The sequence below is a fragment of the Dermacoccus sp. Ellin185 genome, from assembly GCF_000152185.1.
In the GTDB taxonomy this organism is placed as follows: Bacteria; Actinomycetota; Actinomycetes; order Actinomycetales; family Dermatophilaceae; genus Dermacoccus; species Dermacoccus nishinomiyaensis.
This window is the reverse complement of the sequence record NZ_AEIQ01000095.1, coordinates 1-14,674: the sequence shown is the minus strand read 5'-3', so window position 1 is coordinate 14,674 and position 14,674 is coordinate 1. Positions and strand designations below refer to the sequence as shown.

Sequence of the window (14,674 nt, the reverse complement as noted above, 5' to 3'; positions counted from 1 at the left end):
TATCATCCCGCCCATGACCCACCCCTGCGCGCCCGCCTCGCCCCAAACGGGCTCGCCGCCCGCAGCCGAGGAATCCGGTCTGTCGAGCCCGGGACAGCCGGCGTCGGATTCAACTCCCGCGTCGGACGCGGCGCCCGCCCAGGTCGAGACTCCGGCTGCCGCGCCGGGTGCCAACCCGGTCGCGTCACGATCGGGGCGTGCCTACGAGGGTGTCGTGCAGTGGGTCGAGGACGGCATCGTCTCGGGCCGTCTGCGTGTCGGCGACGTGCTGCCCGCCGAGCGTGACCTCGCCGCGCAACTCGCCGTCAGCCGCGCCGTGGTGCGTGAGGGCGTGCGCGCCCTGCATGCCATCGGGGTCGTCGACTCGCGCGTCGGAGCCGGTGCGGCCGGCGGCACCGTCATCACGGCCGTGCCGACGGAGGCGCTCAACCGGTTCTTGCGCATGCACGTGGCGCTCGCGCAGTTCAGCCTCCTCGACGTCGTCGACGTGCGCTGCAGCCTCGAGGGCCTGTCGGCGCGGCTGGCCGCGCGCAACGCGACCGACGCCGACCATGCGCGCCTCGCCGACCTGATCACCGCGATGCGTGACGACGACCTGCCGCCCGATGTCTTCAACGCGTGCGACACCGATTTCCACGTCGCCATCGCGCGGGCCGCGGGCAACGCGCTCGCCACCGACCTCACCGTCGCCATCCGCGAATCCATGCGCAGCCCCATCCGTCACGGCATGAACCGCGTCGACGACTGGCCGGCTGTGCGCGCGCGGTTGCGCGAGGAGCACGAGGCCATCGCCGCGGCGCTCGCGGACGGCGACGGCTCGCGCGCCGCCGATCTGCTCGACGCGCACATCCGACGCGCGAGCGAGCAACTCCTCGGGGACGGCGCGCAGGCAGCCGGCGACACCGCCTGACGGGACGACTTGCGCCGGTCGGTGCTTGCGTGGCGGAGACGAGGCCCACGGTGGCGATCCTGTGGCCCGCGCCGACGCCGAGGCGGGCAGCGCACGCGGGGAGGCCGCCGTCAGCGCGTGAGGACGATGGCCGCCGCGATGAAGTGGGCGATGAACGCGGCGACGGTGCAGGCGTGGAAGATCTCGTGGAAGCCGAACACGCGCGGCCACGGATCAGGGCGCTTGAAGCCGTAGGCGACGGCCCCGAGCGTGTAGAGGATGCCGCCGGTGGCAATGAGCGTCATGACGAGCGTGCCGCCCGCGGCGTGCAACGGCCCGGCGTAGAAGATCGCGACCCAGCCGAGCGCGACGTAGATCGGCGTGTAGAGCCAACGCGGCGCATGCACCCAGAACGTGCGGAAAGCGACGCCGAGCAGCGCGCCGACCCACACGAGGACGAGCAGACTCACCCGCTGCCGGCCCTCGAGCAGCGTCAGCGCGAACGGCGTGTACGTGCCGGCGATGATGAGGTAGATGTTCGAGTGGTCGAGGCGGCGCAGGATCGTGTCGGCGCGCGGGCTCCAGTATCGGCGGTGATACAGCGCCGACGTGCCGAACAGCATCGTCGCCGTAGCACCGAGGACGAGCGCCCCGACGCGCGCCGGGGTCGTGTCGGCGAGCAGGGCGAGCACGAGACAACCGATGAGGCACAGGGGCGCGAGGACGAGGTGCAGCCACCCGCGCAGCAGGGGTTTCATCGCCACCGCCAGGGCCTCGCCCGCGGGGTGCTCACCATGTTCGCCGTGCCCAGTGGACTCGCCGTGCCCGTCAGGCAGAGCCGACCGTGTGGGTTCATGGATCATCGGGTCGAGGGTCATGGCGTCGGGGTTCGTGTTGTCGGCGTTCGTCGGTTCGGCTGCTGCGGGTTGCGGACGGTCGGTTGCGGGGGTGTTCACTGCGGGGTCCTCGATCGGTCGGCGATCAGCCCGAGCGTCAGCTCCAGGCCGGTGCGGGCGTCGGTGAGCGTGTCACCGTAGTGTTCGCGCAGGGTGCCCAGGCGGTAGCGCACCGTCTGGGGGTGGACGTGGAGGGCCTCGGCGACCTCCTCGCGGCGTCCGTGGTGCAGCAGCCAGGCGAGCAGCGTCTCGGCGAGCACGGCCCGCTTGGCCTCCGAGACGTCGGCGAGCGGCGCCAGGGCGCGCTCGCGCAGCATCTGCGCGACGAGCGGGTCGGCGTCGAGGATCAGTTCGGGCAGCAGCGTGTCGGCGTCCGCCGGTTCACTCACCCGGGCGAATCGCAGCGCGCGTCGGGCGCGCGTCACCGATTCGGCGGCGCGGCTCCAGGCGAGCGTCGGCCCGAGGGCTGCTGTGGTCGTAGCGCAGGCAGCGAGGACGCGCGCGCGGTTGCCGGGTGGGAGGTCGGGCACGAGGACGAGCGGCGAGCCGTCCGGGGTGCGCGACCACAGGGCCTTCTCACCGACGGCGCTCGCGACGGCCACCGGGGCGTCGCCCGTCAGTGCCAGCGCCGTGAGGGTGCGCGGCGGGTTCCAGTGAGCCCGTTCGGCGAGATGCTCGAGCGTGTCGGGCTGGTCGCCCGCGACGAATGCCGCCGCCAGCTGGTCGCGTCGGCGCGCGAGCTCACGGGTGCGGGCCGTCATGGCCGCGGTGTGGCCGGCGAGGCTCTCGACGGACAACTCGTCGATGAACGCGAACGTGCCCGCAGCGAGGCTCGCGATGCTTGCGGCCGACTCGCCCTGCGCGACGGCGCGTTCGGCGAAGTGCGTCCACGCCTCGCGGGCGCCGACGCGGTAGGCCGTGAGCAGCGCGTCGCTCGAGCGCCCCGTCTCCGCCTCGCCCTGGCCGAGGCGGTAGGCGCCGGTGCGCATGGCCGTGGCAGACGTCGTGTCGCCGTCGTCACCGAGGGTGTCGAGGAAGGCCGCGAGGGCCATCGCGACGGCCGCCTCGATGTTCGCGCGCAGTGTGTCGCCGAACTCGCGGTCGTAGCCGGGTACCTCTCGGATGATGGCCTCGACGCACCCGCTGGCCGTGTTCGGCAGGTGCTTTCGCAGGGTGGCAATGGTGTCTTGCCGCAGAGTCGACATGTTCACACTCTACGAACAAATCCCGAAAAGATCATGTGAGATCGCAGTCAAGAATTATCTCCTGCGCGCCAAATACGCTGGTCGCATGCCGCACGCTGTCTCCTCATCAACCACGATGGCCCGCTCGTCGGACGAGCGGCGGGCCTCCGCCCGCCTGAAGCATCTCGCCTGGAACGCCGTGCGCACCCTGACGACGCCGCTGCTGCCCGACGACTACCTCGACCTCGTCGACCCGTTGCGCAGCCCCCGCTACCTGCGCGCCCGCGTCGTCGACGTGCACCCCGAGACGGCGGACGCCGCGACCGTCACGCTGCAGCCGGGCCTCGGTTGGGCAGGGCACGTGCCGGGGCAGTTCATCCGCGTCGGCGTCGACGTCGACGGGGTGCGCCTGTGGCGCGCGTACTCGGTGACGTCGGGGCCGCGCGACGACGGGCGCATCACGATCACCGTCAAGTCGCTCTCCGGCGGGCTCGTCAGCTCCCACCTGCACGAGTCGTTGCGCTCCGGCCAGATCGTGCACCTCGAACAGGCGAGCGGCGAGTTCGTCTGGACGGGAGGTGTCGAGCCGACGCTGTACGTCACCGGCGGCTCCGGCATCACCCCCGTCATGGGCATGCTGCGCCACCGTCTCGCCGCCGAGGGCGAGCGTTCCGACGGCGAACGCACGCACGACATCGTCGTCGTGCACTCGGCCGGCCACCCCGAGGACGTCATCTTCGCCGACGAGCTGCGCGGGCTGCACGAGCGTGGCGCCATCACCCTCGTCGAGCGCCACACACGCCTCGAGGGCCGGCTCGAACCGGCCGAGCTCGACCATCTCGTACCCGACTGGCGCGATCGTGAGGTGTACGCGTGCGGCCCCGCCGGGATGCTGCGGATGCTGCGCGAGTTCGCCGAACTCAATGGCGTCGAGGACAAGCTGCACACCGAGAACTTCGTCGTCGAGCTCGCCGAACCGGGGGAGGGCGGCACCGCGACCATCGTCATGGGCACGACGACGCGGGAGGTCGCCGTCAGCGGCGAGACGTCGATCCTCGACGCGGCCGAGGCCGCCGACATCCTCGTGCCGAGCGGGTGCCGCATGGGCATCTGTTACGGCTGCGTGCTGCCGCTGCGTTCCGGCGCGGTGCGCGACATGCGCACCGGTGAGGTGGCGAGCGGCACTGACGGCGACGGCGTCATGGTGCAGACCTGCATCTCCTCCGCCGCCGGGGACTGCACGATCGGACGCTGAACTCGACGCCTGTGCAGGGCGCCGGCCGGGCGCGAGATCGGCTCGGGGCGCCTCACGACGAACCACGACCACGACGAACCACGACCACGACGAACCACGACCATGACGAACCGCACGACGAGAACGACGAAGAAGGATGGTTGTCGCATGACCGCACTGCAGAAGAAGGACCACAACCCGATCGCTCACCTGAGCCGCGCCGACGTCGAGCGTCTCGGTGAGGAGCTCGACGCGGTGCGTGCACGGGTGGTCGAGAGCCGGGGCGAGAAGGACGCGGCGTACATCCGTCGTGTCATCCAGGTGCAGCGTGGCCTCGAGATGGGGTCGCGGGCACTGTTGTTGTTCTCGAAGAAGAAGCCGGCGTTCGTCATCGGGACGGCGGGGCTCGCCGTGGCGAAGATCCTAGAGAACATGGAGATCGGCCACAACGTCATGCACGGCCAGTGGGATTGGATGCGCGACCCGAAGATCCACTCGAGCACGTGGGAGTGGGACAACGCCTCGCCCGCCGACCTGTGGAAGCACAGCCACAACGAGCTGCACCACACGTACACGAACGTCATCGGGCGCGACAACGACCTCGGGTTCGGCATCATGCGCGTCGACGAGGATCAGAAGTGGGTGCCGTTCTACCTCGCACAGCCGATGTGGAACTTCATCAACGCGTGCTTCTTCGAGTACGGCATCGCCGCGTACGACCTGGAGATCGGCAAGTACCTCAAGGGGCGCAAGGACAAGGACGTATTCGCCCGCGACGGTCGCAAGGTGCTGCACAAGATCCGTGAGCAGGTGACGAAGGACTACATTGCGCACCCGCTGCTCTCGGCGCTGACGGGGTCGGGCAAGCAGACGATCAAGGCGAACTTCATCGCGAACCTCACGCGCAACCTCTGGACACACTCGGTCATCATGTGCGGGCACTTCCCGAGTGGTGTCGAGACGTTCACGAAGAAGTCGATCGTCGGGGAGACGCGCGGCGACTGGTACCTGCGCCAGATGCTCGGTTCGGCGAACATCAGCGGTTCGCGGGCCATGCACATCGCGACGGGCAACCTGAGCTACCAGATCGAGCACCACATGTTCCCCGACCTGCCGAGCAACCGGTACGCGGAGATCAGCGAGCAGGTGCAGGACATCGCTCGCCGCTACGGGTTGTCCTACGTGACGGGGCCGCTGCCGAAGCAGATCGCGTCGGCCTGGTGGGCGATCATCCGCCTGTCGCTGCCGAACGAGTACGCCGCGAAGCTCGAGCGGAAGCCCCAGAACGTCACGCAGCTCGTGCAGCGGCAGGTGCAGCCCCAAGCCGCCTGAGTCTCGCCATGGGCTGACGAGCACCTCCTTGCTCGCTTTGCTGCCGAGGAGGTGCTCGTCTTGGCCACTCTGAGGATGCCAGATGTCGATGAGGTCGTCCACGAGCGCCTGCGCCGTCAGGCTGCGGAGCCTGGACGTTCCGTCGAGGCCGAGGTGCGGGCGATTCTCGCGGCAGCGACCCACGTGCCGGAGAAGAATTTCTTGCAGACGCTGCGTGAGCGCACGCGACCGCCCACGTTCTCGCGAGTGGCACGTCGGTCGGGCGGGTCATGGGAACGGTGGATGCCCAGATCGCCGGTATCGCTCTGGCCGCCGGCTCTGCACTCGCCACGCGCAACGCGAACGATTTCGTCGGGGTCGGCGGGCCGCGCCTCATCGATCCCCTCGAAAGCTCGTCCTGAGGTCTCACTCCCCAGAGGGAGCGAGACATGAATCCAGGAGCGTCGGCTCAGAACAACCGGATGATCGCGGCCGTCGCGGCCACGACGATGACGACGACGATGAATGGCGCGCGCAGAACCAGGGCGATGATCGCTGCGACGGCCGCCGCTGCGCGCGCGTCGATGACGACCCGGCCGCCGTCGCCGACGAACGCCTGGACACACACGAGGCCGGTGAGCAACGCCACCGGTAGCAGCGCGACGATGTTGGACGTCCGCTTGCCCTCGAGGTAGCGCGGCGGCACGAGATAGCCGATGAACTTGAGCACGAACGACAACGCGCTCGCGAGCAGAACCGTCGTCCATGTGCTCATGTCGTCGATCCGATCCGGCCGGCGTCGGACGGGCCACCGCGCGTCGCGCCGTCACCGGGCGCATCGGCGCGAGACGTCTCGACGCCGGGAACGTCGGCGCTCGACTCGCAGTCGGCCGAGGGGGAATCGTGCCGTGTCGAGTACCACCAGCCGACGACGACGGCCGCGACGACCGTCGCGAGAACGGGCACGCCGGCCTGCGTGAGCGGCGACAACCCGAGCGCGATGCACGCGGCGAGCGCCGCCGTCACCTTGCCCTGCAGCGTGCCGAGGCGCGGCCACAGCAGCGCCATGAAGGCGCCGACGGCGGCGGCGTCGAGGCCGTACTTCTTCGGGTCGCCCATCGCGTTGCCGGCGACTGTGCCGACGAACGTCATCGTGTTCCACATGACGTAGACGCCCAGGCCCGTCCACCAGAATCCGGTGCGTGACAACTGTTCGGTGGGGCGCCCGACCGACATGGCGGCCGACTCGTCGATCGTCACCTGCGCGGCGAGGAGGCGTCGCAGCCCGCGCGGGCGCAGGAACTGGTTGATCTGCAGACCATAGATGCCGTTGCGCACGCCGAGCAGTGACGACGTCGCGACGGCCGACGCTCCCGACCCACCGCCACCGAGCACCCCGACGACGGCGAACTGCGAACCGCCGGAGAACAACAGCAGCGACAGCGCCATCGTCTGCCAGGTCGTGAGGCCCGCAGCGATGGCGAGCGCGCCGAAGCTGACGCCGTACACGCCCGTCGCGATCGCGAGGGAGACCGAGTCCTTCTTGACGGCCGCGGCATCCTCGTGGAGGGCGTCGGGATGGTCGTGGTCGGAGTGGTCGCCAGGGGTGTGCGCCGTCCGGTGATGACGGACGTCGACGCGCGCGTCACCTCCCGACGTCTCGTGCCGGGCGTCGCTCACGAGGTGCGGCGTTCGTACATGACGAGCGTGAACCCGTCGCGCGGTGCGCGCTGCGTCTCGACCCACACGGTCGGGTCGATCGTGGGGAAGTGGGCGTCGCCCTCAGGCGCGAGGGGGATCTCGCTGATGAGCAGACGGGTGACGTGGTCCATCGTCGCGGCGTAGATCTGCGCGCCGCCGACGACGAACGCGTCCTGGCCGGCGACCTGTTCGAGGGCTTCGTCGACAGAGTGAACGACGGTGACGGACGTGTCGTCACGCGCCGGCTGTGCGGGGGCGAACTCGGGATCGTGCGTCACGACGATCGAGCGGCGCCCGGGCAGGGTGCCCATCGTCGCGAACGTCGTGCGCCCCATGATCATGGGGTGAGCCATCGTCGTCGCCTTGAAGTGTGCGAAGTCGGCGGGGATGTTCCACGCCATGTCGCCGCCCGTGCCGATGACGCCGTTCTCGGCGACGGCGGCGATGCTCGTCAGCTGGGGCGCATCGCTCATACCGCCACCTGGGCCTTGATCGCGGGGTCGGCCTCATAACCGTCGAGGCGGATGTCATCGAGCTCGAACGCGTCGAGCGCCGTCACGTCGGGGTTGAGCACGAGCGTCGGCAGCGTCTTCGGCGTACGTGTCAGCTGGAGGCGCGCCTGGTCGAGGTGATTGACGTAGAGGTGCGCATCGCCGAGCGTGTGGACGAAGTCGCCCACCGCGAGGCCCGTGACCTGCGCGACCATGTGGGTCAGGAGGGCATACGAGGCGATGTTGAACGGGACGCCGAGGAAGACGTCACCACTGCGCTGGTAGAGCTGGCACGACAGCTTTCCGTCGGCGACGTAGAACTGGAACATCGTGTGGCACGGCGGCAGCGCCATGTCGTCGACGTCGGCGACGTTCCACGCCGAGACGATGTGACGACGGCTGTCAGGGTTCGTGCGAACCGACTCGACGACGCGCGCGATCTGGTCGATCGTCTCGCCGTTCGGCGTCGGCCACGAGCGCCACTGGTGGCCGTAGATCGGCCCGAGGTCACCGTCGGGGTCGGCCCATTCGTCCCAGATCGAGATCTTGCGCTCGTGCAGCCATGCGACGTTCGTGTCGCCGCGCAGGAACCACAGCAGTTCGCCGAAGATCGAGCGCAGGTGCAGCTTCTTCGTCGTGAGAACGGGAAACCCCTGGGACAGGTCGAAGCGCATCTGATGACCGAAGACGCTGAGCGTCCCCGTGCCCGTGCGGTCGTCCTTGCGGGTGCCCTCGTCGAGAATGCGCCTCAGCAGTGCGTGATATTGCTCCACGCGCCTCACTGTAGGACGCGCCGGTGACAACGCGCCTGCGGCGTCCGCTTCGTGGTGGCGAGTTGGTGGTGGCGACGCCGCGCGCGGCGGGCGTCCGCACACGTGGACGCTCGTGCACTAACCTGGGCGCATGACGACGACGACACCTTTCGGGCGCATGGTCACGGCCATGGTGACGCCCATGAAACCGGACCGCTCGATCGACTACGACGGAGTGAAGAAGCTCGCCGAACACCTCGTCGCGAACGGGCACGACGGCCTCGTCGTCAACGGCACGACGGGGGAGTCGGCGACGACGACCGACGAGGAGAACATCGAGACGGTGCGCGCCGTCGCCGACGCCGTCAAGGGCCGCACAGCGATCACCGCCGGGGTCGGTACGAACGACACCGCGCACTCGGTACGCGCCGCCAAGGCACTCGCGGACGCTGGGGCGGACGCCGTCCTCGTCGTCACGCCGTACTACAACAAGCCGACGCAGGCGGGCATCGTCGAGCACTTCAAGGCCGTCGTCGGCGCCACCGACCTGCCGGCCATGGCCTACGACATCCCCGGGCGCTCGGGGACGGCGCTCGCGAGCGACACGATCCGTCAGCTCGCGACGATCGACCAGGTGCGCGCGGTCAAGGATGCCAAGGGCGACTTCTTCGAGGCGACGAAGCTCATGGACGAGACCGACCTGCTGTGGTACTCGGGCGACGACGTCGTCAACCTCGCGTGGCTCGCGCTCGGCGCCGTCGGCGTCGTCTCCGTCGTCGGCCACGTGGCCGGCAACGAGTTCCGCGCGATGATCGACGCTGTCGACGCGGGCGACCTCGCGACGGCGCGCGCCATCCACACCAAGCTCATCCCCGCGATCGACGCGCTGATGAACACCTCCCAGGGCGCCATCATGGTGAAGGCCGCCCTCAAGGAGCAGGGCGTCATCGACTCCGACGCCATCCGCCTGCCGCTGCTGCCCGCGGACGAGGCGATGTACGCCGTCCTGCGTGACGGCCTGACGAAGGCGGGGCTGCTGTGATGGAGAGTTCGCTCGAACTCGGCCCGCCGCCCGCGCTGGCGAAGAACGGTGCGCGCGTCATCGCGCTCGGCGGTCTCGGCGAGGTCGGCCGCAACATGACGGTCGTCGAGTACGGCGGACGCCTGCTCATCATCGACTGTGGTGTCCTCTTCCCCGAGGATCACCCGGGCGTCGATCTCATCCTGCCCGACTTCGACTACCTCAAGGATCGCCTCGACGACATCGAGGCCATCGTTTTGACGCACGGTCACGAGGACCACATCGGCGCGGTGCCGTACCTGCTGCGCATGAAGAACGACATCCCGCTCATCGGCTCGACGCTGACGCTCGCGCTCATCGAGGCGAAGCTCAAGGAGCACCGCATCCGCCCGTACACGATGGCGGTGAAGGAGGGCCAGCTCGAGAAGATCGGCCCGTTCGACTGCGAGTTCGTCGCCGTCAACCACTCGATCCCCGACGCGCTCGCCGTCTTCGTCCGCACGCCCGCAGGCAACCTGCTGTGCACCGGCGACTTCAAGATGGACCAGCTTCCGCTCGACGGCCGCATCACCGACCTGCGCGCGTTCGCGCGGCTCGGTGAGGAGGGCGTCGACCTGTTCCTCACCGACTCGACGAACGCCGAGGTGCCCGGCTTCACGACGCCGGAGAAGGACATCACGCCCGCGATCGAGCGCGTCTTCGAGAAGGCGGAGCGACGCATCATCGTCGCCTGCTTCTCCTCGCACGTGCACCGCGTGCAGCAGGTGCTCGACGCCGCCGAGGCCCACGGGCGCAAGGTCGCGATGGTCGGGCGCTCGATGGTGCGCAACATGACGATCGCCGCCGACCTCGGCTACCTGAAGGTGCCCGACAACGTGCTCGTCGACATCAAGAAGCTCGAGCAGATGCCCGAGGACAAGCAGGTGCTCATCTGCACCGGCTCGCAGGGTGAGCCGATGGCGGCGCTCGCGCGCATGGCGAACCGCGACCACCGTATCGACGTGGGGGAGGGCGACACCATCCTCATGGCGAGCTCGCTCATCCCGGGCAACGAGAACGCCGTCTACGGCCTCATCAACGGCCTCATGCGTCTCGGCGCCAATGTCGTGCACAAGGGCAACGCGATGGTGCACGTCTCGGGCCACGCCTCCGCCGGCGAGCTGCTGTACTGCTACAACGTCGTCAAGCCGAAGAACGTCATGCCGATCCACGGCGAGTGGCGTCACCTCGTCGCCAACGGCAAGCTCGCCGCCGCGACGGGTGTGCCGAGCGACCAGGTGCTGCTCGCGGAGAACGGCGTCGTCGTCGACCTCGTCAACGGCAAGGCTGCCATCACGGGCGCGGTGCCGGTCGGGTACGTCTACGTCGACGGTTCGCTCGTCGGTACGACCGACGAGGACATGCTCAAGGACCGTCGCATCCTGCGTGACGAGGGCTTCGTCACCGTCATCGTCGTGCGCGACGCGAAGACGGGCGCGATCCTCGCCGGCCCCGACATCCGCACGCGCGGCTTCGCCGAGGGCGACGAGGTGTTCGACCGCGTCCGGCCGAAGATCGAGCAGGCGCTGCTCGAGGCGCGCAACAAGGGTGTCAAGGACAGTCGCCAACTGCAGCAGGTCATCCGCCGCGCAGTCGGCGGTTTCGTCGGCGGTAAGCTGCGCCGCCGACCGATGATCATCCCGGTGGTCATCGACGCCTGAGACCTCGGGGGGTATGTCAGGGGGTTGTGCGAGGCGGCTGAGATCGCCTCTGACTGTCCATCTCGGATGAATGAAGGGTGCGACCCTGTGACGCGTCGCACCCTTCATCCGTTGGGGTGCAACCGGATTCGAAATAGACTTCGAGGTTTGCTATTGAGCGTGGTCAAAAACTCGCATCAGCGCGCGAGCGGACCCTTCGACAGGAGCCACCGCGTCGGCATCCCGTATCTGACGAAATGCGGCGGTGAGCCCCTCGCTGGGGCCCACCGCCACTCGTTCTCCTCACCAGGGGCGGGGCTCTGAGAGGTCTCGTCGGTCGGTGACGGGGCTCCACCCGAGGCCCGGGGTGTGGGTGTAGTCGAAGGCGGGCCCATGGGTGACGAGAGCACGCACGGCGTCGACGAGGCGTCGTGCGTGCTCTGTCGTCGTTGCGAGACCGATCGAGGCGCGCACTGCCGTCGCGCCCTCGCCGAGGCGCGCGTCGCAGAGCAGGTGAGCGCAGAATCGCCCGTCGCGCACAGCGATGCCGTGCTCGTCTGCGAGCACCTGAGCGACGAGCGTCGGGTCGTACCCGGCGACGGTGAACGTCGTGACGCCGACGTTGTCGCTCGCATTCCGCCTTGGCGCGCCATCGTCGAGGTGAGCGTCCGCGGCATTCTGCTCGTCGAAGAGTTCGACGATCCTCACGCCGTCGATCGAGGCGAGACCGTCGCGGACGATGGCGTGGATCTTCTCCTCGCGCGCCTCGGCTTCGCCGCGCTGCGCGGACAGCGTCGAGGCTGCGGCCGCGAGCGCGATGGCCCCGACCGCGTTCGGGGTGCCGCCCTCGTGGCGTGCGGGCGCGGGCGCCCAGGCGACGTCGCCGGCGCCTGACGCATCTCCGCTGACGCGGTGGCTCGCGCCGCCGGCGCGGAAGTACGGAGGGGCGGTGTCGAGCCAGTCGCGGCGCCCGACGAGGGCTCCTGAACCGTACGGCGCGTAGGCCTTGTGGCCGGACAGAGCGACGTAGTCGATGCCCCAGGCGTCGATGTCGACGCGGCGGTGCGGGGCGAGCTGCGCGGCGTCGAGAGCCGTCCGCGCCTCATGCCGGCGGGCGACGGCGGCGAGGCGCTCGATGGGCCACACCTCGCCCGTCACGTTGCAGGCGCCGGTGATGAGGACCAACACGGGAGCATCGTTGTGGGCGCGGAATTCCGCCAGAGCGACGTCGAGGTAGCCCTCAGCCTCGGCGTGAGAGTGAGGGATCGGCAGCCGCGTCGTCCGCTCGTCCGCCCACGGCAGCAGCGCCGCGTGGTGCATCGAGCGGAACACGAAGACCTGCGTCTGTTGCGGCAGACAGTGGGCCAACAGGTTGAGCGCGTCCGAGGTGTTGCGCGTGAAGACGGTGACGTCGTCCTCGCGCGCGCCGACGAACGCGGCGACCTCCTGCCGAGCCTCCTCGTACCACCGGGTCGTCAGCTGCGACGCCCGTCCCGCACCGCGATGCACCGAACCGTACGTGCGCAGGGTCGTGTCGACGGCCCGCGCGGCGGCCTGCAGCGCGGGAGCCGTCGCGCCGTGGTCGAAGTTCGCGTGCTCGACGACGCGCCCGTCGAGCGTCGCGACGCCGAGATCGGCGCCGATCGTGGCCAGGGCGGCATTGGCCTGCTGCGGCGCGTCCGCGCGATGATAGGTAGCCGTGGGCGTCTCGCGACGGGACCCGCCGGGGTGCGCGGGCTGGGTGTGGTGACGCTCGGGGTCCGCGACGGGAGTCCCGGGGGTTACGGCGTGAGCGGGGCGGGTCGTGTGGCTCGCAGCGTGGCGGCGCGCGTCGGAGTCAAGGATCGAGAGAATGGCAGAACGGGGCATCGAGGCTCCTCGAATCAGGGGCCTCGCCGTCGCCAGATGGCTCGGCCCGCGCTTGCCGACACCGGTGCTGGTGGCGGCCAGGTCGTCACCCGGAGCACCCCACCGCGGTGGAGGGTTGCCGTCCAGCAAGCCGGGGCTGTGCGCTGGAACTCATGACCTACGTGAACGCTCGCACCCGGCCCTCCGCCGCGTCCACCGACGTGCGGCCAGAGGTTCGCATCGTGAGATCACCTGTGGGATCGCGGATGGCGAGCGCCGCGCGCAAGAGTCGGCGTCTCGCGGTGGGGATGCCCGTGGTCCCCCGGGCAGCTGGCGGCGCCTCCGACACGGGTCAGGGCGCTGTCGGATGCGAGCGCGTCAACGCGCCAGCGCGTCGGGACGCGGATTCGAAGGTGTCGAGCCGACCCGCCGTCACCATTGGACCCGTGTCACGGCGTGGGTCCGCGAAAACGGCCGGAACCCCCACTAGCCTTGCGGGGTGGCGACCCGAAACAGACCAGCGAACGACAGCGTCCTCGTCGCGAAGAAGGCCTCTTCGCAGCCGCGCGCCAAGAGCTCGCGCCCGGCCGGCGCATCTGCGGCCTCGACGACGCGCGCCCGCACGACCCCGCCGAAGTCGAGCGCACCACGTTCGGGCGGCACGACGAAGAATGCACCCGCGCGCAAGACCGGCTCGTCGCGAGGGGCTGCTGAAGCGCGTCCCTCCGCGTCCGGTCGCGCTGCTCGTGGCGCGTGGATGGGTGTTTCGCACGTCGCCGGCGGCACCGTCCGCCGCGTCGGCGCCGCCGCTTCTGACCTCGAACCCGAACACCGTCGCGACGGGCTCGGTTTCGCCCTCCTCGCCCTCGGCATCGTCGTCGCTGCGCGGGAGTGGTGGGGGCTGCCCGGCATGTTCGGGGACGTCGTCCACGCCGTCGCGGCCGGCACGTTCGGCGTCATCGCCTACGTCCTGCCCGTCGTCCTCACCGGCATGGCCATCCACATGTTCCGCCACCCGCGGGGGCACCAGCCGACCAACCGCATGACGATCGGGCTGACGATCCTCGCGCTCGGCTCGACGGGGATCGCCCACCTCGTCGGCGGGCGTCCGTCGACAGGGGATTCGACCGCGGTGCGCGGCGCAGGCGGCATCCTCGGCGTCATCACGGGAGGGCCGCTGTCTGCCGCGCTCACGGTGTGGGGCGCGGGCATCATCCTCGCGCTCGTGTCGTTCTTCGGTTTCCTCGTGCTGACGCGCACGCCCGTCAATCGCATCCCGCAGCGCATCCGCGAGGTCGAGGCGCAGATCTTCGGCCACCCCCTCGATGAACGCGACGACGAGGGCGAGCTGCTTCAGCGTGACGCCGTCGCCGACGACCTGCACGGCGCCGACATCGGCAACCGCGCGCGGGGCGGCTCGCGTCGCGGCGCGGGTGACGACGCCCGGCGCGGCGATGAGCCCTACGAGCAGGCCGCCGAGGTCGTCGGCAAGGGACCGCGCGGCAAGGGCCGTGGCACATCACGCAACCCGCTCAACCGCCGTCGCGGTGAGCAGCAGATCTACGACATCGACACGATCGACGGCGCCCCGGCGGGCGTCGATCAGACGCGAGAGATGCCCGACGGCGGCTCTGACGACGAGCGCGCCGGCGACGCGAGCGCCGCTGC

At 69.9% G+C, this 14,674-nt stretch carries 15 protein-coding genes, 1 pseudogene and 1 riboswitch; of the genes and pseudogenes, 8 read left to right on the top strand and 8 right to left on the bottom strand.

Annotated elements, in window-relative coordinates; translation table 11 throughout:
• Positions 1-13: 13 nt before the first annotated feature.
• A complete protein-coding gene (locus tag HMPREF0321_RS10690) occupies positions 14-910 on the top strand; it encodes a FadR/GntR family transcriptional regulator (protein WP_006946372.1) in 897 nt (298 codons plus the stop codon).
• A gap of 110 nt (positions 911-1,020) precedes the next feature.
• Here HMPREF0321_RS10690 and HMPREF0321_RS10685 read toward each other — a convergent pair whose 3' ends face one another.
• Positions 1,021-1,845, bottom strand: coding sequence for a hemolysin III family protein (locus HMPREF0321_RS10685; protein WP_006946342.1), 825 nt, complete (start codon positions 1,843-1,845; stop codon positions 1,021-1,023).
• A complete protein-coding gene (locus tag HMPREF0321_RS10680; RefSeq protein ID WP_040014894.1) occupies positions 1,842-2,990 on the bottom strand; it encodes a helix-turn-helix domain-containing protein in 1,149 nt (382 codons plus the stop codon). Before HMPREF0321_RS10680 ends, HMPREF0321_RS10685 begins: the two co-directional genes overlap by 4 nt.
• An 85-nt stretch (positions 2,991-3,075) precedes the next feature.
• Here HMPREF0321_RS10680 and HMPREF0321_RS10675 point away from each other — a divergent pair, with 85 nt between their 5' ends.
• From HMPREF0321_RS10675 to HMPREF0321_RS17265, 4 genes and pseudogenes are all read left to right on the top strand, one after another.
• The gene (locus HMPREF0321_RS10675; RefSeq protein WP_006946368.1) at positions 3,076-4,224 is read left to right on the top strand and encodes a ferredoxin reductase; all 1,149 of its coding nucleotides are present in this window, start codon (positions 3,076-3,078) and stop codon (positions 4,222-4,224) included.
• Between the two features lie 147 nt (positions 4,225-4,371).
• Positions 4,372-5,535, top strand: coding sequence for an acyl-CoA desaturase (locus tag HMPREF0321_RS10670; protein WP_040014897.1), 1,164 nt, complete (start codon positions 4,372-4,374; stop codon positions 5,533-5,535).
• Positions 5,536-5,610: 75 nt separating this feature from the next.
• Positions 5,611-5,700, top strand: a pseudogene (locus HMPREF0321_RS17445) (toxin-antitoxin system antitoxin subunit); the annotation flags it as partial.
• A 113-nt stretch (positions 5,701-5,813) separates the two neighbouring features.
• Complete coding sequence (locus HMPREF0321_RS17265; RefSeq protein WP_143181531.1) at positions 5,814-5,936, top strand: type II toxin-antitoxin system VapC family toxin; 123 nt, start codon at positions 5,814-5,816, stop codon at positions 5,934-5,936.
• Positions 5,937-5,983: 47 nt separating this feature from the next.
• Here the strand turns inward: HMPREF0321_RS17265 and HMPREF0321_RS10665 are convergent, their stop codons facing one another.
• Genes HMPREF0321_RS10665 through HMPREF0321_RS10650 form a run of 4 tightly spaced genes read right to left on the bottom strand, consistent with a single transcriptional unit; the run spans position 5,984 to position 8,479 of the window.
• On the bottom strand, positions 5,984-6,289 hold the full coding sequence (locus tag HMPREF0321_RS10665; protein WP_006946360.1) for an AzlD domain-containing protein: 306 nt from the start codon (positions 6,287-6,289) through the stop codon (positions 5,984-5,986).
• Positions 6,286-7,194 (bottom strand): AzlC family ABC transporter permease, encoded by a 909-nt coding sequence (locus tag HMPREF0321_RS10660; protein WP_006946348.1) that lies wholly within the window; start codon positions 7,192-7,194, stop codon positions 6,286-6,288. The genes HMPREF0321_RS10665 and HMPREF0321_RS10660 overlap by 4 nt, the downstream gene beginning before the upstream one ends.
• The gene (locus HMPREF0321_RS10655) at positions 7,191-7,688 is read right to left on the bottom strand and encodes a dihydrofolate reductase (protein WP_006946351.1); all 498 of its coding nucleotides are present in this window, start codon (positions 7,686-7,688) and stop codon (positions 7,191-7,193) included. Before HMPREF0321_RS10655 ends, HMPREF0321_RS10660 begins: the two co-directional genes overlap by 4 nt.
• A complete protein-coding gene (locus HMPREF0321_RS10650; protein WP_006946355.1) occupies positions 7,685-8,479 on the bottom strand; it encodes a thymidylate synthase in 795 nt (264 codons plus the stop codon). The genes HMPREF0321_RS10655 and HMPREF0321_RS10650 overlap by 4 nt, the downstream gene beginning before the upstream one ends.
• A gap of 130 nt (positions 8,480-8,609) precedes the next feature.
• Between HMPREF0321_RS10650 and dapA the strand changes: the two genes are divergently transcribed.
• Both dapA and HMPREF0321_RS10640 read left to right on the top strand, forming a co-directional pair.
• A complete protein-coding gene (gene dapA / locus HMPREF0321_RS10645; RefSeq protein WP_006946344.1) occupies positions 8,610-9,500 on the top strand; it encodes a 4-hydroxy-tetrahydrodipicolinate synthase in 891 nt (296 codons plus the stop codon).
• On the top strand, positions 9,500-11,179 hold the full coding sequence (locus tag HMPREF0321_RS10640) for a ribonuclease J (RefSeq protein WP_040014892.1): 1,680 nt from the start codon (positions 9,500-9,502) through the stop codon (positions 11,177-11,179). Before dapA ends, HMPREF0321_RS10640 begins: the two co-directional genes overlap by 1 nt.
• A 282-nt stretch (positions 11,180-11,461) precedes the next feature.
• Here HMPREF0321_RS10640 and HMPREF0321_RS10635 read toward each other — a convergent pair whose 3' ends face one another.
• Positions 11,462-13,027 carry an aminotransferase class V-fold PLP-dependent enzyme gene (locus HMPREF0321_RS10635; RefSeq protein WP_006946366.1) on the bottom strand — a complete coding sequence of 522 codons (1,566 nt, stop codon included), beginning with the start codon at positions 13,025-13,027 and terminating at the stop codon, positions 11,462-11,464.
• A gap of 43 nt (positions 13,028-13,070) precedes the next feature.
• A riboswitch (SAM riboswitch) is annotated at positions 13,071-13,185 on the bottom strand.
• A gap of 307 nt (positions 13,186-13,492) precedes the next feature.
• Positions 13,493-13,693: a hypothetical protein gene (locus tag HMPREF0321_RS10630; RefSeq protein WP_040014891.1), complete on the bottom strand. Its 201-nt coding sequence runs from the start codon at positions 13,691-13,693 to the stop codon at positions 13,493-13,495.
• Between the two features lie 70 nt (positions 13,694-13,763).
• Between HMPREF0321_RS10630 and HMPREF0321_RS10625 the strand changes: the two genes are divergently transcribed.
• Positions 13,764-14,674, top strand: a 911-nt coding sequence (locus tag HMPREF0321_RS10625; RefSeq protein WP_040014890.1) for a DNA translocase FtsK 4TM domain-containing protein, incomplete at its 3' end; no start/stop codon positions are given.

Excerpts from the sequence above, each read along its gene's own strand:
- HMPREF0321_RS10675 (WP_006946368.1), top strand. The coding sequence starts at position 3,076 with ATGCCGCACGCTGTCTCCTCATCAACCACGATGGCCCGCTCGTCGGAC.
- HMPREF0321_RS10670 (WP_040014897.1), top strand. The coding sequence starts at position 4,372 with ATGACCGCACTGCAGAAGAAGGACCACAACCCGATCGCTCACCTGAGC.
- HMPREF0321_RS10690 (WP_006946372.1), top strand. The coding sequence starts at position 14 with ATGACCCACCCCTGCGCGCCCGCCTCGCCCCAAACGGGCTCGCCGCCC.
- HMPREF0321_RS10665 (WP_006946360.1), bottom strand. The coding sequence starts at position 6,289 with ATGAGCACATGGACGACGGTTCTGCTCGCGAGCGCGTTGTCGTTCGTG.
- HMPREF0321_RS10680 (WP_040014894.1), bottom strand. The coding sequence starts at position 2,990 with ATGTCGACTCTGCGGCAAGACACCATTGCCACCCTGCGAAAGCACCTG.
- dapA (WP_006946344.1), top strand. The coding sequence starts at position 8,610 with ATGACGACGACGACACCTTTCGGGCGCATGGTCACGGCCATGGTGACG.
- HMPREF0321_RS10640 (WP_040014892.1), top strand. The coding sequence starts at position 9,500 with ATGGAGAGTTCGCTCGAACTCGGCCCGCCGCCCGCGCTGGCGAAGAAC.
- HMPREF0321_RS10635 (WP_006946366.1), bottom strand. The coding sequence starts at position 13,027 with ATGCCCCGTTCTGCCATTCTCTCGATCCTTGACTCCGACGCGCGCCGC.
- HMPREF0321_RS10655 (WP_006946351.1), bottom strand. The coding sequence starts at position 7,688 with ATGAGCGATGCGCCCCAGCTGACGAGCATCGCCGCCGTCGCCGAGAAC.